General features: G+C 54.5%; 24 protein-coding genes. 11 read left to right on the top strand and 13 right to left on the bottom strand.

What is annotated here, in order from left to right; genetic code table 11:
• Window positions 1-10: 10 nt before the first annotated feature.
• Window positions 11-625 (bottom strand): WD40 repeat domain-containing protein, encoded by a 615-nt coding sequence (locus SPI6313_RS25115; protein WP_342751671.1) that lies wholly within the window; start codon window positions 623-625, stop codon window positions 11-13.
• 653 nt (window positions 626-1,278) lie between these two features.
• The gene (locus tag SPI6313_RS25110) at window positions 1,279-2,148 is read right to left on the bottom strand and encodes a response regulator (protein WP_072621460.1); all 870 of its coding nucleotides are present in this window, start codon (window positions 2,146-2,148) and stop codon (window positions 1,279-1,281) included.
• Window positions 2,149-2,393: 245 nt separating this feature from the next.
• Between SPI6313_RS25110 and pyk the strand changes: the two genes are divergently transcribed.
• On the top strand, window positions 2,394-3,806 hold the full coding sequence (pyk, locus tag SPI6313_RS13420; protein WP_072621459.1) for a pyruvate kinase: 1,413 nt from the start codon (window positions 2,394-2,396) through the stop codon (window positions 3,804-3,806).
• 177 nt (window positions 3,807-3,983) lie between these two features.
• Here pyk and SPI6313_RS13415 read toward each other — a convergent pair whose 3' ends face one another.
• From SPI6313_RS13415 to SPI6313_RS13390, 5 genes are all read right to left on the bottom strand, one after another.
• A complete protein-coding gene (locus tag SPI6313_RS13415; RefSeq protein WP_072621458.1) occupies window positions 3,984-4,442 on the bottom strand; it encodes a DUF2214 family protein in 459 nt (152 codons plus the stop codon).
• Window positions 4,443-4,574: 132 nt separating this feature from the next.
• On the bottom strand, window positions 4,575-5,810 hold the full coding sequence (locus tag SPI6313_RS13410; protein WP_072621457.1) for an LL-diaminopimelate aminotransferase: 1,236 nt from the start codon (window positions 5,808-5,810) through the stop codon (window positions 4,575-4,577).
• Window positions 5,811-5,963: 153 nt separating this feature from the next.
• Entirely contained in the window at window positions 5,964-6,380 is a 417-nt protein-coding gene (locus SPI6313_RS13405; protein ID WP_245788774.1) for a Uma2 family endonuclease, read from the bottom strand.
• 34 nt (window positions 6,381-6,414) lie between these two features.
• Window positions 6,415-7,544, bottom strand: a protein-coding gene (locus SPI6313_RS22365; protein ID WP_139276586.1) for an IS630 family transposase whose coding sequence is annotated in 2 segments (ribosomal slippage) — window positions 6,415-7,127 and window positions 7,127-7,544 — 1,131 coding nt in all. Because the reading frame shifts where the segments join, the coding sequence is not laid out codon by codon here.
• A gap of 39 nt (window positions 7,545-7,583) precedes the next feature.
• Window positions 7,584-7,790, bottom strand: coding sequence for a Uma2 family endonuclease (locus tag SPI6313_RS13390; RefSeq protein WP_139276765.1), 207 nt, complete (start codon window positions 7,788-7,790; stop codon window positions 7,584-7,586).
• Window positions 7,791-7,912: 122 nt separating this feature from the next.
• Here SPI6313_RS13390 and dusA point away from each other — a divergent pair, with 122 nt between their 5' ends.
• Window positions 7,913-8,899: a tRNA dihydrouridine(20/20a) synthase DusA gene (gene dusA, locus SPI6313_RS13385; protein ID WP_072621454.1), complete on the top strand. Its 987-nt coding sequence runs from the start codon at window positions 7,913-7,915 to the stop codon at window positions 8,897-8,899.
• A gap of 2 nt (window positions 8,900-8,901) precedes the next feature.
• On the opposite strand, the gene SPI6313_RS13380 is transcribed toward dusA, so the two are convergent.
• Window positions 8,902-9,195: an XRE family transcriptional regulator gene (locus SPI6313_RS13380; protein ID WP_072621453.1), complete on the bottom strand. Its 294-nt coding sequence runs from the start codon at window positions 9,193-9,195 to the stop codon at window positions 8,902-8,904.
• Window positions 9,192-9,539, bottom strand: a complete 348-nt coding sequence (locus SPI6313_RS13375) for a type II toxin-antitoxin system RelE/ParE family toxin (protein ID WP_072621452.1) — start codon at window positions 9,537-9,539, stop codon at window positions 9,192-9,194. Before SPI6313_RS13375 ends, SPI6313_RS13380 begins: the two co-directional genes overlap by 4 nt.
• A 256-nt stretch (window positions 9,540-9,795) precedes the next feature.
• Here SPI6313_RS13375 and SPI6313_RS13370 point away from each other — a divergent pair, with 256 nt between their 5' ends.
• The 3 genes from SPI6313_RS13370 to SPI6313_RS13360 all read left to right on the top strand — a co-directional run bounded on the left by SPI6313_RS13370 (window position 9,796) and on the right by SPI6313_RS13360 (window position 10,787).
• On the top strand, window positions 9,796-9,951 hold the full coding sequence (locus tag SPI6313_RS13370) for a PCP reductase family protein (protein WP_072621451.1): 156 nt from the start codon (window positions 9,796-9,798) through the stop codon (window positions 9,949-9,951).
• Between the two features lie 105 nt (window positions 9,952-10,056).
• Window positions 10,057-10,323 carry a UPF0175 family protein gene (locus SPI6313_RS13365; protein ID WP_072621450.1) on the top strand — a complete coding sequence of 89 codons (267 nt, stop codon included), beginning with the start codon at window positions 10,057-10,059 and terminating at the stop codon, window positions 10,321-10,323.
• Window positions 10,320-10,787, top strand: coding sequence for a PIN domain-containing protein (locus SPI6313_RS13360; protein WP_072621449.1), 468 nt, complete (start codon window positions 10,320-10,322; stop codon window positions 10,785-10,787). The genes SPI6313_RS13365 and SPI6313_RS13360 overlap by 4 nt, the downstream gene beginning before the upstream one ends.
• Before the next feature lie 42 nt (window positions 10,788-10,829).
• Here SPI6313_RS13360 and purB read toward each other — a convergent pair whose 3' ends face one another.
• Complete coding sequence (gene purB, locus SPI6313_RS13355; protein ID WP_072623133.1) at window positions 10,830-12,125, bottom strand: adenylosuccinate lyase; 1,296 nt, start codon at window positions 12,123-12,125, stop codon at window positions 10,830-10,832.
• A 302-nt stretch (window positions 12,126-12,427) separates the two neighbouring features.
• On the opposite strand from purB, the gene trpS reads away from it, so the two are divergent.
• Both trpS and SPI6313_RS13345 read left to right on the top strand, forming a co-directional pair.
• Window positions 12,428-13,438: a tryptophan--tRNA ligase gene (gene trpS / locus SPI6313_RS13350; protein ID WP_072621448.1), complete on the top strand. Its 1,011-nt coding sequence runs from the start codon at window positions 12,428-12,430 to the stop codon at window positions 13,436-13,438.
• A 70-nt stretch (window positions 13,439-13,508) separates the two neighbouring features.
• On the top strand, window positions 13,509-14,417 hold the full coding sequence (locus tag SPI6313_RS13345; protein ID WP_072621447.1) for a methylenetetrahydrofolate reductase: 909 nt from the start codon (window positions 13,509-13,511) through the stop codon (window positions 14,415-14,417).
• A gap of 44 nt (window positions 14,418-14,461) precedes the next feature.
• On the opposite strand, the gene tftA is transcribed toward SPI6313_RS13345, so the two are convergent.
• Complete coding sequence (gene tftA / locus SPI6313_RS13340) at window positions 14,462-15,811, bottom strand: hormogonium tapered terminus morphoprotein TftA (protein WP_072621446.1); 1,350 nt, start codon at window positions 15,809-15,811, stop codon at window positions 14,462-14,464.
• A 130-nt stretch (window positions 15,812-15,941) separates the two neighbouring features.
• On the opposite strand from tftA, the gene dnaG reads away from it, so the two are divergent.
• Complete coding sequence (dnaG, locus tag SPI6313_RS13335; protein ID WP_072623132.1) at window positions 15,942-17,900, top strand: DNA primase; 1,959 nt, start codon at window positions 15,942-15,944, stop codon at window positions 17,898-17,900.
• A gap of 43 nt (window positions 17,901-17,943) precedes the next feature.
• On the opposite strand, the gene SPI6313_RS13330 is transcribed toward dnaG, so the two are convergent.
• Window positions 17,944-18,753, bottom strand: coding sequence for a helix-turn-helix domain-containing protein (locus SPI6313_RS13330; protein WP_072621445.1), 810 nt, complete (start codon window positions 18,751-18,753; stop codon window positions 17,944-17,946).
• The gene (locus SPI6313_RS13325; RefSeq protein ID WP_072621444.1) at window positions 18,747-19,544 is read right to left on the bottom strand and encodes a pseudouridine synthase; all 798 of its coding nucleotides are present in this window, start codon (window positions 19,542-19,544) and stop codon (window positions 18,747-18,749) included. The genes SPI6313_RS13330 and SPI6313_RS13325 overlap by 7 nt, the downstream gene beginning before the upstream one ends.
• A gap of 199 nt (window positions 19,545-19,743) precedes the next feature.
• Here SPI6313_RS13325 and SPI6313_RS13320 point away from each other — a divergent pair, with 199 nt between their 5' ends.
• From SPI6313_RS13320 to SPI6313_RS13310, 3 genes are all read left to right on the top strand, one after another.
• Complete coding sequence (locus SPI6313_RS13320; protein ID WP_072621443.1) at window positions 19,744-20,457, top strand: LmeA family phospholipid-binding protein; 714 nt, start codon at window positions 19,744-19,746, stop codon at window positions 20,455-20,457.
• Window positions 20,454-21,068: a cob(I)yrinic acid a,c-diamide adenosyltransferase gene (gene cobO, locus SPI6313_RS13315; RefSeq protein WP_072621442.1), complete on the top strand. Its 615-nt coding sequence runs from the start codon at window positions 20,454-20,456 to the stop codon at window positions 21,066-21,068. The genes SPI6313_RS13320 and cobO overlap by 4 nt, the downstream gene beginning before the upstream one ends.
• Before the next feature lie 87 nt (window positions 21,069-21,155).
• A complete protein-coding gene (locus SPI6313_RS13310; protein WP_072623131.1) occupies window positions 21,156-22,499 on the top strand; it encodes a cytochrome c biogenesis protein in 1,344 nt (447 codons plus the stop codon).
• Window positions 22,500-22,518: the final 19 nt, after the last annotated feature.

Raw genomic sequence — 22,518 nt, 5'->3', positions numbered from 1 at the left:
TGGCCGGGGTCTAGCAACCCCAGAGTTTAATTTCTGTCAGGGTCGCGGTGACAATCACCCAACCGTCGGGGCTAACGGCCACGGCGGTAATCGGTTGATCATGGGCTTTGATCAGGCGGATCGGGTTGCCGGTTGTCCAGTCGAAAATACTTAAGATGCCCTGTTGATTGCCGCTGATCACGGCTTGACTGTCGGGGCTGAGGGCGATCGCTGTCGTCCCGAAGGATTCATCATTGAGGGGGCCGAGGAGTTCTCCGGTTTCCAAATCCCAAAAACAGATATTGCTGGTGAGGGAACTACTCAGAATGGTGCGGCTGTCGTTGGCGATCGCCACCCCCGTCGCCCCAAAGGATGCATCATTAATCGGCCCCCACAGATCGCCACTGGTAAAGTCCCACACTTTCAAATTACTGTGGGGGGAACTGGTGATCACCCGTTGGCCATCCCAGGTCATGGCTAACCCATTCACCCCCATGGATGAATCATTTAAGGTGTCAAAGAGTTGGCCGCTGCTGACATCCCAACATTTAATGTTGCTCTGGCTCGCGCCGGTTAACAGCAGGCTGCCGTCGGGGGAAATGGTTAAACAGTCTGCGCCTTTGGAGAACAGGTCAAACTGCAACACTTTGGTAATCGTGGCTAACTCCCAGGCGCTCAGGTAGGTTTCCGGGCCACAGGTATAGAGCAGACCGCCATCGGGACTAATGGCGAGGCCTGTCACGCCGCGATCGCGCTGATCAAGGTGAATATGGAGACAATCAAAAGCCGCATAGTTGATGGGTTCCCATGCGCTTACCGCTGGGTCTGCGGGTGCATCTTCGCTGGGGGGGTCAGGGTCTGGATCGGAGGCGATCGCCGGCTGCGGGATTAAATCGGCGGTGGTCGATTCATCCGCTGCGAATTCATTCGCTGCCAATTCATCCCCTTCAACACCGTCATCCGCTGCCGATTCATCCGCAAATTCATCTGCGAATTCATCCGCGAATTCATCCGCATCGGTAGCCCCCACAGGCGCAGTCGTTACCTCAGCAGGACTCGGCGCAGGTGATGGAGCCGAGGGAGAAACCGTAGGAGCCGCACTCACCGCACCAGCAAAGGGATCATCCGCGTCCTGGGGCGCGGCAGAGCTAGGGGGAGGCGGTTCAACAAAAAAAGGGTTTAGGTCTGCATCGGGTTCGGGGCTAGCTTGGGCGGTTAAGGCCGCGATTTCATCGGCGGAAAGGGCACGGAAGGGGCTTTTGGGATCAGACGTTGGGGCGGCTGAACCGGGAGCCGCTGTCACGGCAAAGGGATTATTCGGATCAGGGGGCGCGGCGGGTTCGGGAGCCACGTCGATGAAAAAGGGATCACTGGGGTCAGGTTGGACTGGCCCCGGCGGTGCGGACGGCGGTGCGATCGCGCCCGCCATCGCCCCATGACTTGCCACTGCCGCCACGTCGGGTTCCACGTTGGGCGGCGGGGGGGCAGCGGGCTTGGGTGGGGGGGGCGCGGGGCGGCGATCGGTGGTGGGGGGGGCGGAGCCGGGATCGGTGGAGATGGCGGCGGGGCGGCAATCACGCGATCGGGTGGAGGGGCAGCGGGTTTCGGTGGGGGCGGCGGCGGTGGAGGGGGCGCAGCCTTAACACGGGGCGGTGGCGGCGGTGCAGCCGCCGGTTTCGGGGGGGGCGGTGCAGCTTTGGCACGGGGCGGCGGCGGCGGGGTCACGACAGGGGCCGCCGCCGGACGAGGAGCCGCTCGTTTTTTCACTTGTGCTGGGGCGGGGTCTTGGTTCGCCCGGCGCATGGCTTCTTTAATCGCCCCTTGGAATTGTTTGCGATTAAACGGGCGGTTAATGACCGCAAAGGTGGTGTGGGGTTCGGGTAGGGCTTTGGCGACGGGATCGTTGGGGTCTGCGACTAAGAGCATCGGAATAGTGCGGAGCTTGGGGTGTTCCTTGGCTTTTTTGAGAATCTTCCAGCCGCTGACATTGGGCAGATTAAATTTCAGCACCATGAAGCGGATATTGGCCAGTTCTGTCTTGATCACATTTAGGGCAGCTTTGCCATCCCCAATCGTCACCAGGTCAAAGTTACCACCCGGCATCATCCCGCGCAGTTCTGCAACACTTGCCGCGTCACTGTCTAAAAGAAGCACTTTATGATCTGCCATCGCTTGCCCTGATTCTGCCTTGGACAAAGTTTAACGAATTTAGGATGCCTAGCCAAGAAGAGGAGCGAGGATCAGGAGCGATCGCACACCCCACCGATGGACTGCCTTCGATCCCGTCGCCACCCTCCTGCGATCGCCCCCCGCCAAATCCGTACAATCCTTTTAGATTTCAGGGGAGAGCCAGGTTCATCCCTTACAGTGAGGCTGTATCGTCTGTCTCTCTAAGATCATCACGAGGCCAAGTTATGTTTTTAGTTCCCCATCGCACCAAAATTGTTGCCACCATTGGCCCTGCGAGTCGCTCCCCTGAAACCATTCGCCACCTCATCAAAGCGGGCATGGGGGTCGCTCGGCTCAATTTTTCCCACGGCAGCTATGACGATCACGCCGTCACGATTCAAACCCTGCGGCAGGTATCCCAAGAGTTGCACTATCCATTGGTACTGTTGCAAGATCTCCAAGGCCCTAAAATCCGGGTGGTGCAATTGCCGGATAACGTGATCCTCACCGCCGGGGAAACCGTAACCTTGGGCAATGCGGCGGACGGGGTCACCATTCCCATTGACTATCCCTCCCTCGCCGAAGAAGCGATCGCCGGCAATCGGATCTTGCTCGATGATGGCAAATTAGAGTTAACCGTCCTCACCGTGGAAAATGCGATCGTCACCGCCCAAGTGATCCGAGGCGGAACCCTCAAAAACCGCAAAGGGGTCAACTTTCCCGAACTCGCCCTCCGTCTCCCCTCCATCACCGACAAAGACAAGCAAGACCTCGCCTTTGGGTTAAAGCACGGCATCGACTGGGTCGCCTTAAGCTTCGTGCGCCAAACCGACGACGTACAAGCCCTCAAAACCCTCCTCACCGAACAGGGAGCCAGCGATGTCCCCGTCATCGCCAAAATCGAACGCCCCCAAGCCATTGACCACCTCGATGAATTAGTGCATATCTGCGATGGCATCATGGTGGCACGGGGGGATCTTGGGGTCGAAATGTCCCCCGAAAAAGTCCCCATGCTCCAAAAACAAATCATCCACGCCTGCAACCAACAAGGCATCCCCGTGATCACCGCCACCCAAATGCTCGAAAGCATGATCACCAACGCCCAACCCACCCGCGCCGAAGCCAGCGATGTGGCCAATGCGATTATCGACGGCACCGATGCAGTCATGTTGTCCGGCGAATCCGCCGTGGGAGACTATCCCGTCGAGGCGGTGAAAATGTTGGGTCAGATTGCCACAGAAGTCGAGCCGATGATTGAATTCATCAACCTGCCCCCCGCCGAACATACCGCTACCCATGCCCTCAGCGAAGCCTTAAACGTTGTGGACAAAATCCTCAATCTGCGCTGGATTGTGGCGTTCACCTCCACGGGATACACCGCCAAACTAGTCGCAGCAGAACGCCCCAAAGCCCCGATCCTAGCGTTAACCACAGAGCCGAAAGTCTACACACGCCTCAACGTAATCTGGGGAGTCACACCCATCTTAATTAAAGGCCCCGTGGACTCCGTGGAGGTGTTGGCGCACCGGATTGAGGAGGTTTTCGCGCAATATGAACTGGCAGAACCGGGGGATCAAGTCTTAATTTTAGGAGGCAGTCCGGTGCAGATGACCCAAGGCACGAATTTCCTCAAAATCCACACCGTGGCGGGGATTTAAGGTCTTCTCTCCTCATCTCAAAAGATGATTGATCAAAAGTCCTGCGATCGCCCCTAGCATTGCCAACGGCTGACCCGGTCACAGGACTGCCTTCGGGTATAATTCCCTAGCTCACGAGGCAAATTCTGCAATCAAAAAGCCCTGGATGGTTCCCATCCAGGACTTTTTTTCCTAGCATCACGTCAACCCAATCCCTCGCGCCATTAACGACGCAAACAGAGGAATCAGCGCGAAACCTAACAACTCCGCTCGGATAATTCCTGTAATCACCTTTGCTTGAGTTTCACCAATGACGGGGGCGGTGTCGTCCCGCAAGCCTTTTACCCAGCGGAGATAGGAAATCGTGGGATAAAGCGAGAGCAAACCCACGGCGATAAAAATGCCGATTTTGACCCAAAAGATCGGGTTTTGGCTGTAAAAACTGGGGCCTTGGCCGAAATACATTACCCGCAACGCCCCGGTGACGAGAATTGCGATCGCCGCAATCCCGTAGAGGGTGTCAGCGATAATCATCCGCCAGCCTTCTTTAACGGTTAATTCGGGTTTAAAGGTTTGGTGTTCGAGGGTTAAGGAGGCAAAGATGAGGGCAAAACTGAGGTAATGGATATAGGCTGCGATCGCACTGTTTAATGGCATAGGATCAACACTTCAAAAGAATGGGTAAATTGAACAAAATTGAACTCAAAAAAAGCCGACGTTTCATGAATAGAGGGCAGGAAAACCCCGCCCCACTGGATGACTATTCAGCATTCATGTGCTCATCATAAACTATGCCTTGAATTTAGTTGTGATTCGCTGCATCGCTTCTTCCACGTTGGCACGACTATTAAACGCCGAAATCCGGAAATAGCCCTCACCTGCTGCCCCAAAACCAGAGCCAGGTGTGCCGACTACATTCACCGTATGGAGGAGTTTATCAAAAAAGTCCCAACTCGATAACCCTTGAGGCGTTTTCACCCAAACATAGGGCGCATTCACACCGCCATAGACGCTTAATCCGGCGGCGATGAGTTGTTCCCGAATGATTTTGGCATTCTCTAAATAGAAGCTCACTAATGCTTTTGTTTGCGCTTGACCCGCTTCAGCATAAACAGCTTCGGCTCCTCGTTGGATAATGTAAGAAACCCCGTTGAATTTGGTGGATTGGCGACGATTCCAGAGTTTATGGAGTTCGACAACAGACCCATCAGAAGCGGTGACCGTGAGGGATTTTGGTACGACGGTTAAGGCGCAACGAGTGCCCGTAAACCCGGCATTTTTCGAGAAGGAACGAAACTCGATCGCGCAGGTGCGAGCACCTTCAATTTCATAGATGGAATGGGGCAGATCAGGATCAGTAATAAAGGCTTCGTAAGCCGCATCAAAAAAGATAATCGAGCCGTGGCTGTTGGCGTAGTCCACCCAGGCTTTGAGGTGTTCTTTGGTCGCTGTGGCTCCGGTGGGATTGTTGGGAAAACAGAGATAGATCAGGTCTACTTTTTCCGTGGGAATTTCAGCGGTGAAATTGTTTTCCGCCGTCACCGGCAAATACACCAAACCGCCATATTTACCGCTTTCGGTGGCATCGCCCGTATGCCCCGCCATCACGTTCGTATCCACATAGACGGGATAGACGGGATCGGTGACTGCGATCGCATTATCTTTGCCGAAAATATCGAGGATGTTCCCCGTGTCGCATTTCGAGCCGTCGGAGATGAAGATTTCCGAGGCATCGATATCACAGCCCCGCGCTTGGAAATCGTGGGCGGCGATTTTTTCCCGTAGCCAAGCGTAGCCCTGTTCGGGCCCGTAGCCTTTGAAGGTGGCGCGATCGCCCATTTCCGCCACCGCTGCGGTCATCGCAGCGCGGCAGGCTTCGGGTAAAGGTTCGGTGACATCACCAATCCCCAGTTTAATGATCGGGGCATCGGGGTTCGCCTCGGTGAAGGTGGCAACCCGTCGCGCAATTTCCGGGAAGAGATACCCGGCCTTCAGTTTGAGATAGTTTTCGTTAATTTTGACCATGTCGATGGATGCGTTGAGTCGAAAAAAACAGTGTTACTCACTGTATCTCGTTTTCTGTCGCAACAGAATCGCTCGTCGTGTTAGCCCCATGCCCTCTGCACGATTGAGCAGGGTGAGTCGGTGCGATCGCGCCACCCGATCGCTTACCGAAACTCACCAGCGATGGAGTTGGCTGGCGGTGAGGATTTGCGCCATGGTCAATTGTAAATCGGGAAAGGTGGGGGAGGCGATCGCCTCTGTGTCACGAAACAGCTTGGTGTGGTAGGTTCCGTCCCCTTGTAAGTGATGGACAAACACCGTCGGCCGCTTCGGATTGCCCAAATAAGCCCGACTGGCTACGGCCAGATAATCGATGATCCAATATTCCGGAACGCCCAGCCGCTCGTATTCAGCCCGCTTATCGATATAGTCATCATCCCAATTGGTGGAGACCACTTCGACCCCTAACTGGGGTGGTTCTGCGATCGCTCCGTAGGTCATGGCATTGGCATTCCAAACCTTGGCTGAGACTACTGTAACATCCGGTTTTCGACCCTGCTCAATACCTTGCTCTGAGATCGTCCGCACCACAATATCTTTGTCAATAACATAGTCTAGTGTCCAGTCAACAATCAATTGACGGATAGAGATGTTGTAATTTTAGCCTGGCATCAGCCGTTGTAAATCGCCAATCAATCCATGTTTCCTGATGATTGCGCTCGTCTTGCCAGGCATCCACTTCACGCTTGAGTGTCTCCTGATCAGGAATCCGGCGACTTAAGCACTGACGACTCAAAACACTCAGTTCAATCTCGGCCATATTCAGCCAACTGCCATGTTTGGGGGTATGGCAGAATTCCAATCGACTCAAGATGCGTTGTGCTTCTGCCGGTTCAAAGGCTTTGTAGAGTGAGGCCGGGGAATGAGTATTGAGATTATCCTGAATGACAATGATTTTTTGGGCTTGGGCGTAATCGATATCCACTAACGTTTTGAGCAAGTGGGCATAATCTACTGCGGTGCGACGCTCTGTGACCGTCACGCGCCGCCACCCAATCATCGGTTCACAGACCATAAACAGGTTGGCTGTCCCGTTGCGCTCATATTCATAATCCACCCGTTCGGGCTGCCCCGGTTGAGCCGGAATGGGTAGGCGGGTTTCTTTGACTAACTGTTTGCTCGCTTCATCAATGCAAATCACAGGCATGTTTGGGGTGTAATCCGTCTGATAGACCGTCAAGACTGCCTCCATATGCCAGACAAACTCTGCGCTTTGGCTCGGTGGAATTACCCAACAGCTTTGTCGCCAGGGTTGGAGTTCGTTTTTTTTAGCAGTTGCCGCACGCTTTCATGGCTGATGTCATCGACATAGTCCAACTCCACCATCTGCTGTGCTAATAAACGTAACGTCCATCGCCCCTGACCTGCGGGCGGTTCACTACAGCACAACGCCACTAAGTGTGCCTCCGTTGTGCCATCCAACTTTCGGGGGCGACGGGGATGGGGGCGAGGGCTTAAGGCTGCCTCTAGCCCCTCTTCGACAAATCGTTTCCGCACTCGCTCAATAGTTCTCAGGCTAATATCAAGGGCTTCTTTTATATCCTGATCTCGCCAACCGGGGGATTGCTGGCAATCGGCTTTGAGGAGAATTCGGGCATGATTGATCAGAGCCGCAGCTCGTTTCCCCGTGGTGACAATTTCCTGGAGGTTTTGTCGTTCTTCGTCACTTAAGCGCACAACGTATTTTTTGACCATGTCAGCCTTGGTTTGAACACTGACTTCATCTTACTCTTCTCACTCGGCACTATCTCTTTGACTAAGCACTAGGTTGAGGCGATCGCTCAGGTGATCAAACTGCTTGACGAGGAAACGAGACACATTTTTATGGGCGCGAATCGGCTCCATCTTAACCATCTCTCCATTGACGAGTTCGTAGCGGGCATCATCCGGGCAGCACTCTAAAAACTCTGCCAGGGAGAGACGCGACGTGAGAGCAACCATGGTGACGACGAGGAAGGGAACAAGTCCCATCGTAACAAATCCGCTCCTAGGGCAGGGTTTGACCCGATGAATCTAGCGATCGCCCTCCGCTACACTGTTAAGGCAGAGTTGCTGAAATTGTGATGCCCGTTGTTTATCCTGTCAGTGTTGCGCCGATGATGGAGCGCACCGATCGCCACTATCGGTATTTTCTGCGCCAAATCTCCCGCCATACGTTGCTCTATACGGAAATGGTGACAACGGCGGCGATTCTCCACGGCGATCGCGCCAAACTCCTTGATTTTCACCCCGACGAACATCCCCTGATTTTGCAATTGGGGGGCGACAATCCCCAGGATTTGGCTGAATGTGCGCGGATTGCGGCGGACTGGGGCTATGACGGGGTGAATCTCAACGTGGGCTGTCCCAGTAGTCGGGTACAGAGTGGGAATTTTGGGGCCTGTTTAATGCAGCAGCCGGAATTGGTGGCGGCGGCGGTGACGGCGATGCAGCGGGCGGTGGCGTTGCCGATTTCGGTGAAGCATCGGATCGGCGTGGATGACTGCGATCGCTACTCGGATTTAACACGCTTTGTGGCAACCGTGGCCGATGCCGGTTGTGAACAATTCAGCATCCATGCCCGCAAAGCCTGGCTCCAAGGTCTCAGCCCCAAGGAAAACCGCACCGTGCCGCCCCTGCGTTACGACGTGGTTCACCAACTGAAGCAGGATTTTCCCCACCTGATTATTGAAATCAACGGCGGTATTACCACCTTCGCCCAAATTCAAGACCAGTTAAATCACGTCGATGGGGTGATGATTGGCCGGGCGGCCTATGACAATCCGTATTTATTTGCAGAGTGCGATCGCGCCTTTTTTAACGACCCCCACCCGATCCCCTCCCGTCATCAGGTGATCGAATCCATGCTCCCCTACATCGAAAATTGGGTCGCCCAAGGTCACAAAGTCAGCCACATCACTCGCCACCTGCTGCAATTATTCAGCGGCCAACCCGGCACGAAAGCCTGGAAACGCTATATCACCGAACAGGCCTACCAACCGGGGGCTGGCGTGGAGGTGGTACGAGATGCGATCGCCCTTGTGCCGCAGCCTGATCCCGTGCTGATCTAGGCTTAGTCTGCTTCCACCAGTTCGATTTTTAAACGCTTTCCCAGAGCGATCGCAGCTCGATCCATCATTTGGAGAGTAATCTCTGTATTATCGGGATTCAATAGCTGTTCTAAGTCAATGAGACTGGCGTTCATCGCTTGCGCCATCACTGTTTTGCTCAGACCCTTTGTTGCCATTTCCTGGGCGATCGCCCACACCAAAACACGTTTGATAGCCAGAGCGTTAGCGGTGTCGAGCAGCCCTTCCTCAACCAAGAAATCATCTAACGTAGACCCAATATGGGTTGCTTTGTTCATTGTGCCTCCAAAACCTTTTTGCGCTCAATGGCTAAATCTAGATCCTGTTTAGGAGTCTTCTGACTTTTTTTAATAAATCCATGCAGTAAAATCATCTGATTCTGATGTACACAAAAGAAAACTCGCGCAATTTTTCCATCCGGTAGATCTGAGCGAACTTCATACAAACCTTTACCCATCGGGCGACAAGTCGGCATGCCAATGGGCCAACCATATTCCACTGTCTTGAGATCAGTCCCAATCACAAGTTTCTCTGCGGGAGTCAGTTGCTTGAGCCATTTACGAACAGGCTCATTGCCCTGATCCGTTCGGTAAAATCTTGCAGGTAGTCGTTTAGCCTCCATGCCAAAATCTTACCCAAAAAACATAGATTTATGCCTGCCAGCCAATTGAAGTCGGGGTAGTGAGTGATGCGATCGCGCTTGTTCCCCACCTTGATCCCGTGCTGATCTAGACAATAGACAAGTTGATGAGAATATCCAAGCTCGATCGCAACAAGGGTCTTTTCAGCCCCTAGCCTGTCCTCACTGACTTGCACGTTGTCATCCTAAATCAGTGATAATTGAGGCGATCAATGCTCACGCCTCTCTCAAAACAACCATGGAATGGACTGAAGCCGCTGAAGCCAAACTGAAAGAGATTCCCTTTTTTGTGCGTCCAGCCGCCCGGAAGAAGATCGAGAAATTTGCTGCTGAGGCGGGCGAAAGCCTGATCACACCGGAAATTTACGCCCAAGCAAAAGCGAAATTTAACTAGCGATCGCGCTCATGCTGAGTGGGTCGGGTCGCTGCCTTGGGGTGCGATCGGGCTATTGTCTGACCCATTGGCTATGGTTAAAGCAATATTCTTGATGATCCAGCCATGCAACTTGCCATTGAACTGCCTGAAGAGATCGCCCAACAGCTTGCCCAACACTGGGACAATCTCCCCCGTCGCATTCTCGAAGCGATCGCCCTCGAAGCCTACCGCAGCAACACGTTGACCACGGCACAGGTTCAAGCCTTGCTCCAATTGCCGTCTCGTTGGGCCGTTGAGGACTTTTTGCAACAACACCATGCCCTGATCGATTACACCACTGATGATCTAGAGGCGGATGTGGCAACCCTTGAAGCTTGCTTGCCGGAATGATTGCGATCGCTGACACGTCACCGCTGCGCTACTTAATCATGATTGGCGAGATTCACCTCTTGCCGCAGCTTTTTGGGCGTGTTGTGATTGCTGATGCGATCGTCGCTGAGTTAATGGCAGAAGGTGCGCCCAGTCTAGTTCGAGACTGGATTCAGCAAGCCCCCGATTGGCTAGACATTGTGCCAACCCCCCACAACATTCCCGATGTATTGCAGCACCTTCATTCTGGAGAACAAGCCGTGATCGCTCTGGCGCTGGAGTATCAAGCTAACGTATTGATCGTGGATGAAAAAGCCGCCCGTCAAACGGCTCAACGGCTGGGTATTCCCGTCGCTGGTGTGGTGGGAATCCTGAACGTTGCAGCAAAGCGGCGACTCATTGAGCCGTCCCAGGTGGTTCAGAAACTCCGGCAGACTAACTTTCGGGTTTCAAACCAACTCCTGGATCAACTCCTCGACGGGTAGAGGGTTTGGCAACCAAACCCCTACAGTGCGGAGATTCATCCGCTAAATCGCGAGGCGTTGGTAGACCTCATCGAGGTAGCGAAGGTGGTGTTGGGGGTCGAAACAGGCGGCGATTTCGTCGGGGGAGAGGTGTTGATTGATCACCTCGCTTGCGTCTACTTGTTTGCGGAAATCGCCCCCTTCCACGTTCCATTCGGTGTGGGCGCAACCTTGGACGACGCGATAGGCCTCTTCGCGGTTCATGCCCTTTTCCACAAGGGCGAGGAGGACGCGCTGACTGAAGATTACGCCGCCGTACACGTTCATGTTGCGCTTCATGTTTTCGGGGTAGACCAAGAGGTTTTGAATCAGCTTGGTGCTTTCGTTGAGCATGAAGTGGGTGAGGATGCAGCTATCGGGCATGACGACGCGCTCCACGGAACTGTGAGAGATATCCCGCTCGTGCCAGAGGGCGACGTTTTCCAGGCCGGCCATGGCGTTACCGCGAATGATCCGGGCCATACCGGTGAGACGTTCGGAGCGGATCGGGTTGCGTTTGTGGGGCATGGCGGAGGAGCCTTTTTGCCCTTTGGAGAAGAATTCTTCCACTTCTAAAACGTCGGTGCGTTGGAGGTTGCGGATTTCGACGGCGAAGCGTTCGAGGGAGGCGGCGAGGAGGGCGAGTTGTTGGAGGAATTGGGCGTGGCGATCGCGCGAAATTACCTGGGTTGAGGCGGTGTCGGGGATGAGTCCGAGGTTTTGGCAGGCGATCGCTTCCACGCGGGGATCAAGGTTCGCATAGGTTCCCACCGCGCCGGAAATTTTCCCGACGGCAATTTCTTCGCGCAAATGGACGAGGCGATCGCGCCCCCGCAACACTTCCGCCAACCAGCCCGCCAGCTTAAACCCAAAGGTAATCGGCTCGGCATGGATACCGTGGGAACGCCCCACCATTACGGTATAGCGATGCTGTTGAGCTTGGTAGCGAATCGCTTGGGTCAGTTCTTCCACTTTTTCGAGAATTAGGCCCAAACTCGCCACCATCTGCAACGCCAGCCCCGTATCCAACACATCGGAACTGGTCATCCCTAGGTGAATGTAGCGACCGGGATCACCCACGTATTCATTGACATTCGTCAAAAAGGCGATCACATCATGGCGCACTTCCGCTTCAATTTCGAGGATGCGATCGGGGTCAAAATTCGCCTTGGCCTTAATTTCTTCCACTGCATCGGCGGGAATGTAACCCAGTTCGGCCTGGGCTTCACAGACTGCGATTTCTACTTGCAGCCATGTTTTGAACTTGTAGGCATCTGTCCATAGTTGCCCCATCTCTGGCAGGGTGTAGCGTTCAATCACAGTCTGTCTTCCATCAAAATCAATACAGCCCATTAATTTTACTATTCGGGGGGCAACGCTCCCACCCTTTCCCCCGATTCATTTTCAGATTTTGGGTGGGATAACAGCCGACCACCGCCAAGAACTTCAGTGCTTGGCTCATTGCGAAAACCCGTTAAAACGGGTTCTGGATGATTAGGCTTGAGCCTACTTTCGTGATGAGCCGGGGATTTGAATCCCCGGCGGTGCTGACGGTGGCTAACAATTCGTCCTAATCCTGGCATAATACAAAGGGCAAACGCGCAAGCGATACAGAATTGATCATGGCGAAACAGCGGGTACTCTCTGGGGTGCAACCCACCGGCAATCTACATCTAGGGAATTATTTAGGGGCGATTCGGAACTGGGTCAACGCCCAAGACCAGTACGATAACTATTTTTGTGTGGTGGATCTCCACGCGATTACCGTGCCCCATGATCCCAAAGTGTTGGCGGATAATTCCTATGCGATCGCTGCCCTCTATCTCGCCTGTGGCATTGATCTCACCCATTCCACCATCTTCATTCAATCCCACATCGCCGCCCATAGCGAACTCGCCTGGCTGCTCAACTGCATCACCCCGGTCAACTGGCTCGAACGGATGATCCAGTTCAAAGAAAAAGCCGTGAAACAAGGGGAAAACGTCAGCGTGGGCCTGCTGGATTATCCGGTGTTAATGGCCGCCGATATTCTCCTGTACGATGCCGATCTTGTGCCCGTGGGGGAAGACCAAAAGCAACATATTGAACTGACCCGCGATCTGGTGATTCGGATTAACGATCAATTTGGCACGGGCGAAAATTCGGTGTTAAAAATGCCAGAGCCGCTGATTCAGAAAGCCGGGGCGCGGGTGATGAGCCTCACCGATGGCACGAAGAAAATGTCTAAATCCGACCCCTCGGACCTGAGCCGGATTAGTCTCCTTGACCCGCCGGAGGTGATCACAAAAAAAATCAAACGCTGCAAAACTGACCCCACCAAGGGCCTCGAATTCGACAACCCCGATCGCCCCGAATGTAACAATTTGCTCACCCTTTATCATCTCCTTTCTGGTCAATCCCGCGAGGCCGTGGCGGCGGACTGTGCCGAAATGGGTTGGGGACAATTTAAACCCTTGTTGGCAGAAACGACGGTGGAGGCCCTGCGGCCAATCCAGGAAAAATACAGCGAGATTATGAGCGATCGCGCCGCCCTCGATGCCATTCTCCGCGATGGACGGGAAAAAGCCGCAGCGAGCGCGAATCACGTCCTGGCCAAGGTTAAAGCCGCGATGGGTTTCTCTGTGCCCCTTTAATCACCAGCAAACAGGATTATCATTAAGACTTAATTAAGTTTTATTGATCCTCATCCCCTGAAAAAAATAAATGTCCCGTTTACGTCGCGCCATTGAACAGAATGAATTTTTAATTACCGCTGAAGTGATGCCCCCCAAGGGAGGCGATCCGAGTCACATGCTCAAGATGGCGCAGTGTTTACAGGGGCGTGTCCATAGCGTCAATGTCACCGATGGCAGTCGGGCGGTGTTGCGGATGTCGTCCTTGGCTGCGTCGTTAATTTTGAAACAGGCAGGGATTGAACCGATCTATCAGGTGGCCTGTCGCGATCGCAACGTCATCGGCCTGCAAGCAGATCTGATGGGTGCTCATGCCCTGGGATTAACCAATGTTCTCGCCCTCACGGGTGATCCCGTCAAAGCGGGAGATCATCCCCGCGCCCGCAGTGTCTTCGATCTAGAATCCGTGCGCCTCTTGAAACTGATCCACAAACTTAACGACGGCTTTGACTACAACGATAAAAAACTCACCGATGGTCATTTGGATCTGTTTCCCGGCGCAGCGGTTGACCCCCAAATCCACAGTTGGAAAAGTCTGCAACGGCGGTTTGAGCATAAAGTCGAAGCTGGGGCGCAGTTTTTCCAGAGTCAGTTAATTAGTGATTTTCACTGTTTAGATCGCTTCATGACGGAAATCGCCGCTCCGTTGAATCGTCCGGTCTTGGCGGGAATTTTCCTGTTGAAATCCGCTAAAAATGCAAATTTCATCAATCGCTGTGTGCCCGGTGTTCAGATTGCTCAGTCCACTATTGACCGCCTCGCCGCCGCCGCTGACCCACTCCAGGAAGGGGTTAAAATTGCCGCCGAACAGGTGAAACTGGCCCAAGGTCTTTGCCATGGGGTACATCTCATGGCGGTGCGTCGCGAGGATCTGATTCCACAAATTTTAGATCAGGCTGCGATCGCACCCATCCAAGATCCAATCCCCGCCTGCGTTTAACCCACATCACCCGACAAGGGGCTGAAGCCCCTTGCCTGCGATACTTACAACAGATCAGCAGATTCGTAGAGACGGCGGAGAATCGCGAGAATCTTTTGACCATATTGGGGATCAGACGACCATCGCCCCGACAGTTGATCCACCAGGGGCGCAATCCCCCGCGTCACAAACCGGAACCGGGGATCGACGGCTTCTTGAACGAGGGGTTCGAGGTTGGCGTAGGCTTTGAGGTGTTGAATATGGGCGCGAACCCCGATTTGGGCACTAGGGAAGGTCGCTCCTTGCGCACCGCCCCCCACCGCACCAAGATCGGCAAAGTTATTTTGGGAGGGTTTAATATCACCGCCGAACCGGAGGAAATTGGTTGCAAGGCACATTTGACAGAAGGCAATATCGTAGCTGATCCCTTCAACGGTGGCTTCTTCGCGGTAGAGTTTGGGCAGGTCGGGAAATTCAGCGAGGGCGTTTTCGTTGTTGGCTTTGAGGAACATGATTAGCTGTACCTCAGAGGTATTACCGTAGCCGACGATGCGGTCAAACATCCCAGGACAAATTTGCGAGATGGAGCGTAGCACGACGGTGCGGGTGCTATTTTCCCAACCGACGTTGATGTTGAATTCCCGTAGTTCGATTGCTTTCACATAGACCACGCCGCGATATTGGACGAGGCGAATTTCGGGGCGTTGGGTGAGGTTAACTCCGAGGCGATCCACGAGGTCAACGGGAATGAAGCCATTGCTGTTAATTAAAATGCCCTGCTCGCCGTAGTTTTGCCCGTTGATGCGGATATTGACGACGGGGTGACTTTGTTCGAGGCTGGGGGCTTTGCCGTTGATTTCGCGGCTCCAGGCTTCGAGACCATCGACGATGCCGAGGGCCATGTCGCGGCGACGGTTGAGGAGAAGGGCGCGATCGTCTGGATTGCTGAGGAAGCCCACTTCGAGCAGGAGGGAGGGAATGGCGACTTGGCGACAAATGCCTAACCGGCCGACCCCCGTGGCGGTGTCTGGTTTGGAGCCGCGACTGGGTAATTGCGGCAAACGCCGAATTAGGGCGAGGAGGATCATGTCGCCGTGCTTTTTCCGTTCGGCGTTGCCAGCGATGTAGTAGGCCGTTGCACCGCGAGCGATGGGGTTCGAGTAGGAATCGGCGTGAAGTTCGATGGCCACATCCCCTTGCCGGGCGCGGGAGTTGATCCAACTGATGCTTTGGTCGAGACTGAGGGTGTCAGGAACGGAGAGGACTTCAAAGCCACGCGATCGCAACTCCGGCACAATCACATCTCGCAGTAAGATCATCTGTTGAGCTTCGGTGGTTCCCCCGGCCAACGCGCCTGGGTCCCAGCCTCCATTTTCCAAGCCACCATGTCCTGCTGAAACAAAAATCCTACCCATAATCCTTCGCTCTGTTCCTTTAAAGCAATCAACTCAAGTTAATAATACAGAATAGCTAGCTCTCCGCTAGTCTATGATCTTTTGGCTGGAAACTCAGAGATTTTCGGCTTTTTTCCCTTTTGCGGTTCTCATGGATATTCCCCGCCTTCATCCCGATACGATTCAAGATGTGGAAGATCGCGCCGATATTCTGGACGTGGTGGGGGAGCATGTGGTGCTCAAGAAGCAGGGGAAGGACTATCTGGGTCTTTGTCCGTTTCATGATGAAAAAACACCGAGCTTTAGCGTCTCGCCCACGAAGCAACTGTACTACTGCTTTGGTTGTGGGGCGGGGGGCGGCGCGATTAAGTTTTTGATGGAGGTGGGGCAGCAGTCCTTTGTGGATGTGGTGCTGCGCTTGGCGGAACGGTATCAAGTGCCGATTAAGACCCTTGCACCGGAGAAGCGTCAGGAACTTCAGCGACAGCTATCCCTACGGGAACAGCTTTACGAGATTTTGGCAGTAGCCGCTAGTTTTTATCAGCATGCCCTCCGCCAGCCAGAGGGTGAAATCGCCCTCACCTACCTAACGGAAAAACGCCGCCTCAGTGATCAGACGATCCAAACCTTTGGCTTGGGCTATGCGCCGGGGGGCTGGGAGGCACTGTATCGGTATTTGGTGGAGGGGAAGCGTTACCCGGTGCTGTTGGTGGAACAGGCGGGGCTGGTGCGACCCCGCAAACAGGGGGAGGGGTATTATGATTATTTTCGCGATCGCCTCATGATCCCCATTGCTGACCACCAAGGCCGGATCATCGGGTTCGGCAGTCGCACCCTGGGCAACGATGAACCCAAATACCTCAACTCCCCAGAAACGGAGGTGTTTAGTAAGGGCCAAACCCTCTACGGGCTGGATCGGGCGAAGAAAGCGATCGCGCAACAGGATCAAGCCGTCCTCGTCGAAGGCTATTTTGACGTGATCGCCCTCCATGCCGCTGGGATTGAGCACGCCGTGGCCGCCTTGGGAACCGCCCTCGGAGAAGCACAACTCAAACACCTCTCCCGCTACACTGACTCTAAGCAAATCGTCCTCAATTTCGATGCCGACGCAGCAGGTCGCAAAGCCACCGAGCGAGCGATCCGCGAAGTTGAAACCCTCGTTTATACGGGTCAAATTCAACTGCGGATTCTCAATTTACCGGGGGGCAAAGATGCCGACGAGTTTTTACTCTCTCGACCCGATGCGGTGGAGCAATATCGCCACCAACTGCAAACCGCTCCCCTGTGGTTGGATTGGCAATTAGAGCAACTTGCAGTTGGCAAGGATCTAAAGCAGCCTGATCAGTTTGAACAAGTTCTTCAGGGAATGCTGAGCATTCTAAAAAAAATCAAACTTCGCAAGAGCCGATCAAAATATGTGACGCTTTGTGTGGAAATTTTGAGTCTAGGAGATAAAAGTCTGTACACATGGTACACACAAGATCTTCGTGCAAGAATTGAAACAGATAGAAAAAAACATAGGGTTCAAACTTATGCAACACAAAAACCCTCTAATTTAGACCAGTCCAACGATACGACATCACGGTTGTACAACGTTTCTCAACGCAACCTCCTCGAACGGGCCGAAGAACTGCTCCTCTTTCTCTATCTCCATTGTCCCGGCCAACGCCAAACAATCATCACCGACCTCGATCAGCGCGACCTGATGTTTAGCCTCTCCCATCACCGCCAACTGTGGCAACAGATCCTCAGCCTCGACCCCGACCAACGCCACCCCCGCCTACTCCAAGCCCTCCAAGCCCAAGCCCTCCAGGCCGAGCAATCCCTCGACAATGTGCAACACCTCTTCCACCTCAGCGAACATCGCCGCCGCGACATCGAACGGGCGGGACTTTTGGTGAAAGCTGCGATCGCCTCCCTCGAACGGGTCAGCTACGAAAAAAACCGCACCTATTGCCTCAATCGCTGGCAAACCCTCGACCCCCAAGCCGATCCCCAAACCCACGCCTACTATCTCAACGAGTTCTACCGCAACGACCAAAAAATCCGCGAACTCGATCAACAACGCTGCGCCTCCCTCCTCGACGTGATCGAGCTTGCCCCGGACTAATCACACCGTTGCAGCCGACAAGTCGATGGAGCCGGTTATTCGCTTAAGAGGGGGCTTCCGTGGGGGGGCGATAGGTAACGGTTTCCACCGATCCCGGATTCCCCAACGGCTTCGCTTCTTCGTTATTAATCGCAACCACCACGCCGCCAGCATTCCCCGCCATCACCGTGATTTGCTCTTTCGCTTCCCAGGTGCGTTTTTCTCCTTTCGGCAATGTGCCTTCAAAGACCACACTGCCATCGGCCACCACCCGCAACCAACAATCATCCTGAAGGGTCATCGAGACCACCACTTGATCGCTGGAAATCTGGGTTTCTGTCTGCTGCTGAGGTGATTCTGCCGATGTATTCACAGCAGTATCTTGGACATCCGCCACAGGTTGGGTGGGGGATGTGTCGTTCGCGGTCGTTTCCGTCGGGGGTTCAGCGTCTTGGGCCACATTGGCAGCCGGGGGACGAATCAAAAGAGACAAACCACTCACAGCGCCAATCAAGACAATGATGTACACCATGTACATGTGAAAGGGGCGCAACTGTGAGGACGACACCGGCTTCCAGGTGGGTTTGATCGATTGGAGTGTGGTTTCCACTGGAAAAGCAGCGGCGAGTTCGGCTCCATTGACCTGGAGGGCATCGCCAACCCGCTGAATCAGGGCCCGAATGTAGATGGGTTCAGGCAGTGCATCGCTGTTGGCGGTTTCGATCGCTTCGAGCAGGCGCGTGGGGATGCGGGTTTTGGTGGATAGTGCATCCAGGGAAAGCGATCGCTGTCCGCGCACCTCATGGAGATAAAGACCCAGTTCTCTGAGCTTTTCCCCTTGGTCGGAGGTCAGGCGATTATTTGGGGTTAGCATACAGAATTCTCCGCAGTAGTGATCGGCAAGTTGAAGGAAGAAGACGAGGAACTGGGTAACAAGTGCTGCATAATCTCAGCGGAACTGACCGTGCGATACTGACCCGGTGAGAGAAGCTTGGTCTGGGGGGTGTTGAGTTTGAGCGTCCCGATCGCAACCCGGTGGAGGGCGAGAACAGGGTATCCCAATTGTTCTGCAACCCGGCGAATTTGGCGATTACGACCCTCGTGCAAGATGATACAGAGCCGCGTTTTCTGGGGGGTAACGTCGAGAACAGTCACTTGAGCGGGCTGAGTTTTGCGATGGTTAAGCATGACTCCTGTGCGCCACTGGTGCAGACTGTTCGCACTCGGTTGACCCTTGACCCAAACATGGTAGGTCTTGGGCAGATGATAGCGAGGATGGGTGAGTTTGAGGGTCAAATCACCATCATTCGTTAGTAGGATAGCACCTGTTGAGTCTGCGTCAAGACGACCGACGGGATAAATACGAGGGCGGGTTTTCCCTGGAGGAGTGACACAATCAATGACCGTTTGTCGCCCTTGGGGATCAAGACAGGTGGAGACGACACCACGGGGTTTATTGAGTAACAGGTAGATGGGCCTGGGGGCAGATGCCGTTGTGATGACTTGACCGTCAAGGGTAAGGCGATCGCAATCCGGATCAGCTTTTTGGCCGAGTTCCACAACCTGACCGTTGAGGCACACTCGCCCGGCACGGATTAGGTCTTCCGCCTGCCGCCGCGAAACATTCCCCTGTCGGGCCAAGATTTTCTGGACTCGTTCGGACATAGAGTCGGCAATGACATTGATTCAGTACAACGGTTCACGTCTGTAGTTATAGCGCGGTATGGACTTTAACTATGTACAAATATTACAAGATTTCTGGAACAGTCGTTGGACTCGCAGCGTAAATCAGCCAATTTCCGCTTAAATTGGGTTGACAAATCAGGAAAAATTAAAATCCAAACACCGTAAATCAAATTTATTGATGATTACACAGCCGCCATCCACCTGGGTGAGTCATGTTCTGTCCCCAGCTTTGTCGTTGTGGTTGCGATCGCAACTCGATCACGTCGAAAACCTCCAGGTGCAGATCACCAGCAAAAACCGCCAACTGCTCACCGGGTTTATCCCCCACATTGCCCTCAGCGCCGACCATGCCAGCTATCAAGGCATTCACATTCGCCACGCCAGCTTAACCGGAGCCATGATCCGGATCAACGTGGGGCAAATGCTCAAAGGCAAACCGTTCCGCCTCTTAGAACCGGTGCCGGTGCGGGGATCAGTGCGGCTCACGGCGGCAGATTTACAAGCCTCCCTCGCCTCCGATCTCCTCGCCACCGGCCTCCGGGATGCCGTAGCCCTGGTGATCCCCGCCCATGACCCGCAAGATTTAGCCCTAGAGGCGATCGCCTGGCATCATGTCACCCTTGACACAGGCCAACTCACCCTAGCGGGATCGCTCCCCGCCGCTACCGGATCACCCCGAAGCATTACCCTGCAAGGTGGGTTAAGCTTGGGCGATCCCCACACCCTTTGTTTAAATCCCCTCACCCTGAGCACGGATCGCTTTACCCAGAGTCTGCCAGCTTTTACGATTGACCTAGGGCCTCAGGTGGAACTCGATGAGCTAGCGATCGCGCCAGATCAGATTGTCCTCACCGGCGGCCTCACCATCACCCCAGCAGAAGAGACCCCATGACCGATCAGAATTTGACGGCGGAACAATACCAACAGAAAATGCAGCGTCGCCAGGCCGTCCAAGCCGAACGCATTGCCGCAGCGAATAACCAAAAAGGTCTGGTGATCGTCCATACCGGGAACGGGAAAGGCAAAACCACCGCCGCCTTGGGGATGGTGATGCGTTCCCTGGGCCATGGCTATCAGGTGGCGATCGTGCAGTTTATTAAAGGGGCCTGGGAACCGGCGGAAAAAGCGGTGCTCGAACGGTTCGGGGATCAACTCGTGTTTCGGGCCATGGGCGAAGGCTTTACCTGGGATACCCAAGACCGCGATCGCGACATCGCCAAAGCCCAGGAAGCCTGGCGCACCGCCCTAGACTTCATCCGTGATCCTGCCTATCGTCTTGTGCTCCTCGATGAAGTGAATATTGCCCTGAAATTGGGCTATCTCGATGTGGAAACGGTGTTGGCGGGACTCGCCGAAAAACCGGAGGATTCCCATGTCATCCTGACGGGGCGGGGTGCGCCAGCGGCCTTGATTGAGCGGGCGGATCTGGCCACGGAAATGACCCTGCTTAAACATCCGTTTAAAGAGCAGGGGATCAAAGCCCAAGCGGGCCTCGAATTTTAACCGGCGCGATCGCACCGGCAGGGGGGTGAATCTTGCTAGGATCGAGATTTGCCCCCCTGCCCTCCTCTCCTTACCCTCCCTCGCCCCATGATGATTTTGCGTCGAAGCCTCCGAATTTTGGCCGATCTGCGGTTAGCCATTGTCTTGTTATTAGCGATCGCCCTCTTCAGCATCAGCGGCACTGTGATCGAACAGGGCCAAAGCATCGGCTACTACCAAAGCAACTACCCCGAACATCCCGCCCTCTTCGGCTTTCTCACCTGGCGGGTGATTGGTTTGCTCGGCCTTGATCATGTCTACCGCACCCCGTGGTTTCTCGCCCTCTTGGTCTTGCTCGCCGCCAGCCTCACCGCTTGCAGCTATCTCCGCCAATGGCCCGCCCTCAAAACCGCCCGGCGCTGGAACTACTACGACCAGCCCAAAGCCTTTGAAAAACTCGCCCTCAGTGCCGAACTGAGCAGCGGTTCCCTCACCACCCTCGCGCCCCTCCTCACCGCCAAGGGCTACACCCTCTTTCAAGAGGATCACCGTCTTTATGCTCGCAAGGGGTTGATCGGCAAGATTGGGCCGATTGTGGTGCATGTCAGTATGTTGTTGATTCTGGCCGGGGCCGTGTGGGGATCGTTGAGTGGCTTTTTTGCCCAGGAAGTGATCCCCAGCGGTGCTCAACGGGGGATCACCAATGTGATCGATGCGGGGCCCTTTTCCGCCTCCCAGATTCCCCACGATTGGGAAATCAAGGTGAATCGCTTCTGGATTGACTACACCGCCGAGGGCAATATTGATCAGTTTTATTCGGATTTGTCCGTGGTGGATCAAGAGGGCACTGAGCGCGATCGCCAAACCATTTCCGTCAACCATCCCCTGCGCCATCGCGGTGTCACCCTCTACCAAACCAATTGGGGCATTGACGGCGTGCAGGTGCGCGTCAACAATAGCCCCATTTTTCAACTGCCCATGGCTCCCTTGAAAACCGGCAGCAGTGGTCGTTTTTGGGGAACCTGGGTTCCCACCAAGCCCGACATGAGCACGGGGGTGTCCTTGGTGGCGCGGGATTTACAAGGGCTGCTCTTGGTCTATGGCCAGGATGGTAATCCCCTCGGTGCGGTGCGCGAAGGCACGGCGCTGCAATTGGATGAGGATCTACGCTTAAGCGTGGTGAAGGTAATCGGCAGCACGGGCCTGCAAATTAAGGCCGATCCCGGTGTGCCCTTGGTCTATGCCGGGTTTGGGCTGTTAATGGTGGGGGTGGTGATGAGCTATGTGTCCCATTCGCAAATTTGGGCACTTCAGGCGGGCGATCGCTTCTTTATCGGCGGCAAAACCAACCGCTCCCACATTCTCTTTGAGCGCGAACTGGTCAGCATCATTGAATCCCTCGAACCCACCCCCGCCCCATCCGATCCCCAACCCACTGCAACGGTGAGCTAATCAGGATCACAAGGGGATT

Origin of the sequence: Spirulina major PCC 6313 (assembly GCF_001890765.1) — a bacterium.
In the GTDB taxonomy this organism is placed as follows: Bacteria; Cyanobacteriota; Cyanobacteriia; order Cyanobacteriales; family Spirulinaceae; genus Spirulina; species Spirulina major.
Note: the sequence above shows the minus strand (reverse complement) of the source record. Positions and strands in the feature narration are given on the sequence as shown.

What these genes read in the sequence shown, in the direction of transcription:
- SPI6313_RS25110 (WP_072621460.1), bottom strand. Translation starts at nt 2,148, where the DNA reads ATGGCAGATCATAAAGTGCTTCTTTTAGACAGTGACGCGGCAAGTGTT.
- pyk (WP_072621459.1), top strand. Translation starts at nt 2,394, where the DNA reads ATGTTTTTAGTTCCCCATCGCACCAAAATTGTTGCCACCATTGGCCCT.
- SPI6313_RS13415 (WP_072621458.1), bottom strand. Translation starts at nt 4,442, where the DNA reads ATGCCATTAAACAGTGCGATCGCAGCCTATATCCATTACCTCAGTTTT.
- SPI6313_RS13410 (WP_072621457.1), bottom strand. Translation starts at nt 5,810, where the DNA reads ATGGTCAAAATTAACGAAAACTATCTCAAACTGAAGGCCGGGTATCTC.
- SPI6313_RS13390 (WP_139276765.1), bottom strand. Translation starts at nt 7,790, where the DNA reads ATGGTTGCTCTCACGTCGCGTCTCTCCCTGGCAGAGTTTTTAGAGTGC.
- dusA (WP_072621454.1), top strand. Translation starts at nt 7,913, where the DNA reads ATGCCCGTTGTTTATCCTGTCAGTGTTGCGCCGATGATGGAGCGCACC.
- SPI6313_RS13380 (WP_072621453.1), bottom strand. Translation starts at nt 9,195, where the DNA reads ATGAACAAAGCAACCCATATTGGGTCTACGTTAGATGATTTCTTGGTT.
- SPI6313_RS13375 (WP_072621452.1), bottom strand. Translation starts at nt 9,539, where the DNA reads ATGGAGGCTAAACGACTACCTGCAAGATTTTACCGAACGGATCAGGGC.
- SPI6313_RS13370 (WP_072621451.1), top strand. Translation starts at nt 9,796, where the DNA reads ATGGAATGGACTGAAGCCGCTGAAGCCAAACTGAAAGAGATTCCCTTT.
- SPI6313_RS13365 (WP_072621450.1), top strand. Translation starts at nt 10,057, where the DNA reads ATGCAACTTGCCATTGAACTGCCTGAAGAGATCGCCCAACAGCTTGCC.
- SPI6313_RS13360 (WP_072621449.1), top strand. Translation starts at nt 10,320, where the DNA reads ATGATTGCGATCGCTGACACGTCACCGCTGCGCTACTTAATCATGATT.
- trpS (WP_072621448.1), top strand. Translation starts at nt 12,428, where the DNA reads ATGGCGAAACAGCGGGTACTCTCTGGGGTGCAACCCACCGGCAATCTA.
- SPI6313_RS13345 (WP_072621447.1), top strand. Translation starts at nt 13,509, where the DNA reads ATGTCCCGTTTACGTCGCGCCATTGAACAGAATGAATTTTTAATTACC.
- tftA (WP_072621446.1), bottom strand. Translation starts at nt 15,811, where the DNA reads ATGGGTAGGATTTTTGTTTCAGCAGGACATGGTGGCTTGGAAAATGGA.
- dnaG (WP_072623132.1), top strand. Translation starts at nt 15,942, where the DNA reads ATGGATATTCCCCGCCTTCATCCCGATACGATTCAAGATGTGGAAGAT.
- SPI6313_RS13330 (WP_072621445.1), bottom strand. Translation starts at nt 18,753, where the DNA reads ATGCTAACCCCAAATAATCGCCTGACCTCCGACCAAGGGGAAAAGCTC.
- SPI6313_RS13325 (WP_072621444.1), bottom strand. Translation starts at nt 19,544, where the DNA reads ATGTCCGAACGAGTCCAGAAAATCTTGGCCCGACAGGGGAATGTTTCG.
- SPI6313_RS13320 (WP_072621443.1), top strand. Translation starts at nt 19,744, where the DNA reads ATGATTACACAGCCGCCATCCACCTGGGTGAGTCATGTTCTGTCCCCA.
- cobO (WP_072621442.1), top strand. Translation starts at nt 20,454, where the DNA reads ATGACCGATCAGAATTTGACGGCGGAACAATACCAACAGAAAATGCAG.
- SPI6313_RS13310 (WP_072623131.1), top strand. Translation starts at nt 21,156, where the DNA reads ATGATGATTTTGCGTCGAAGCCTCCGAATTTTGGCCGATCTGCGGTTA.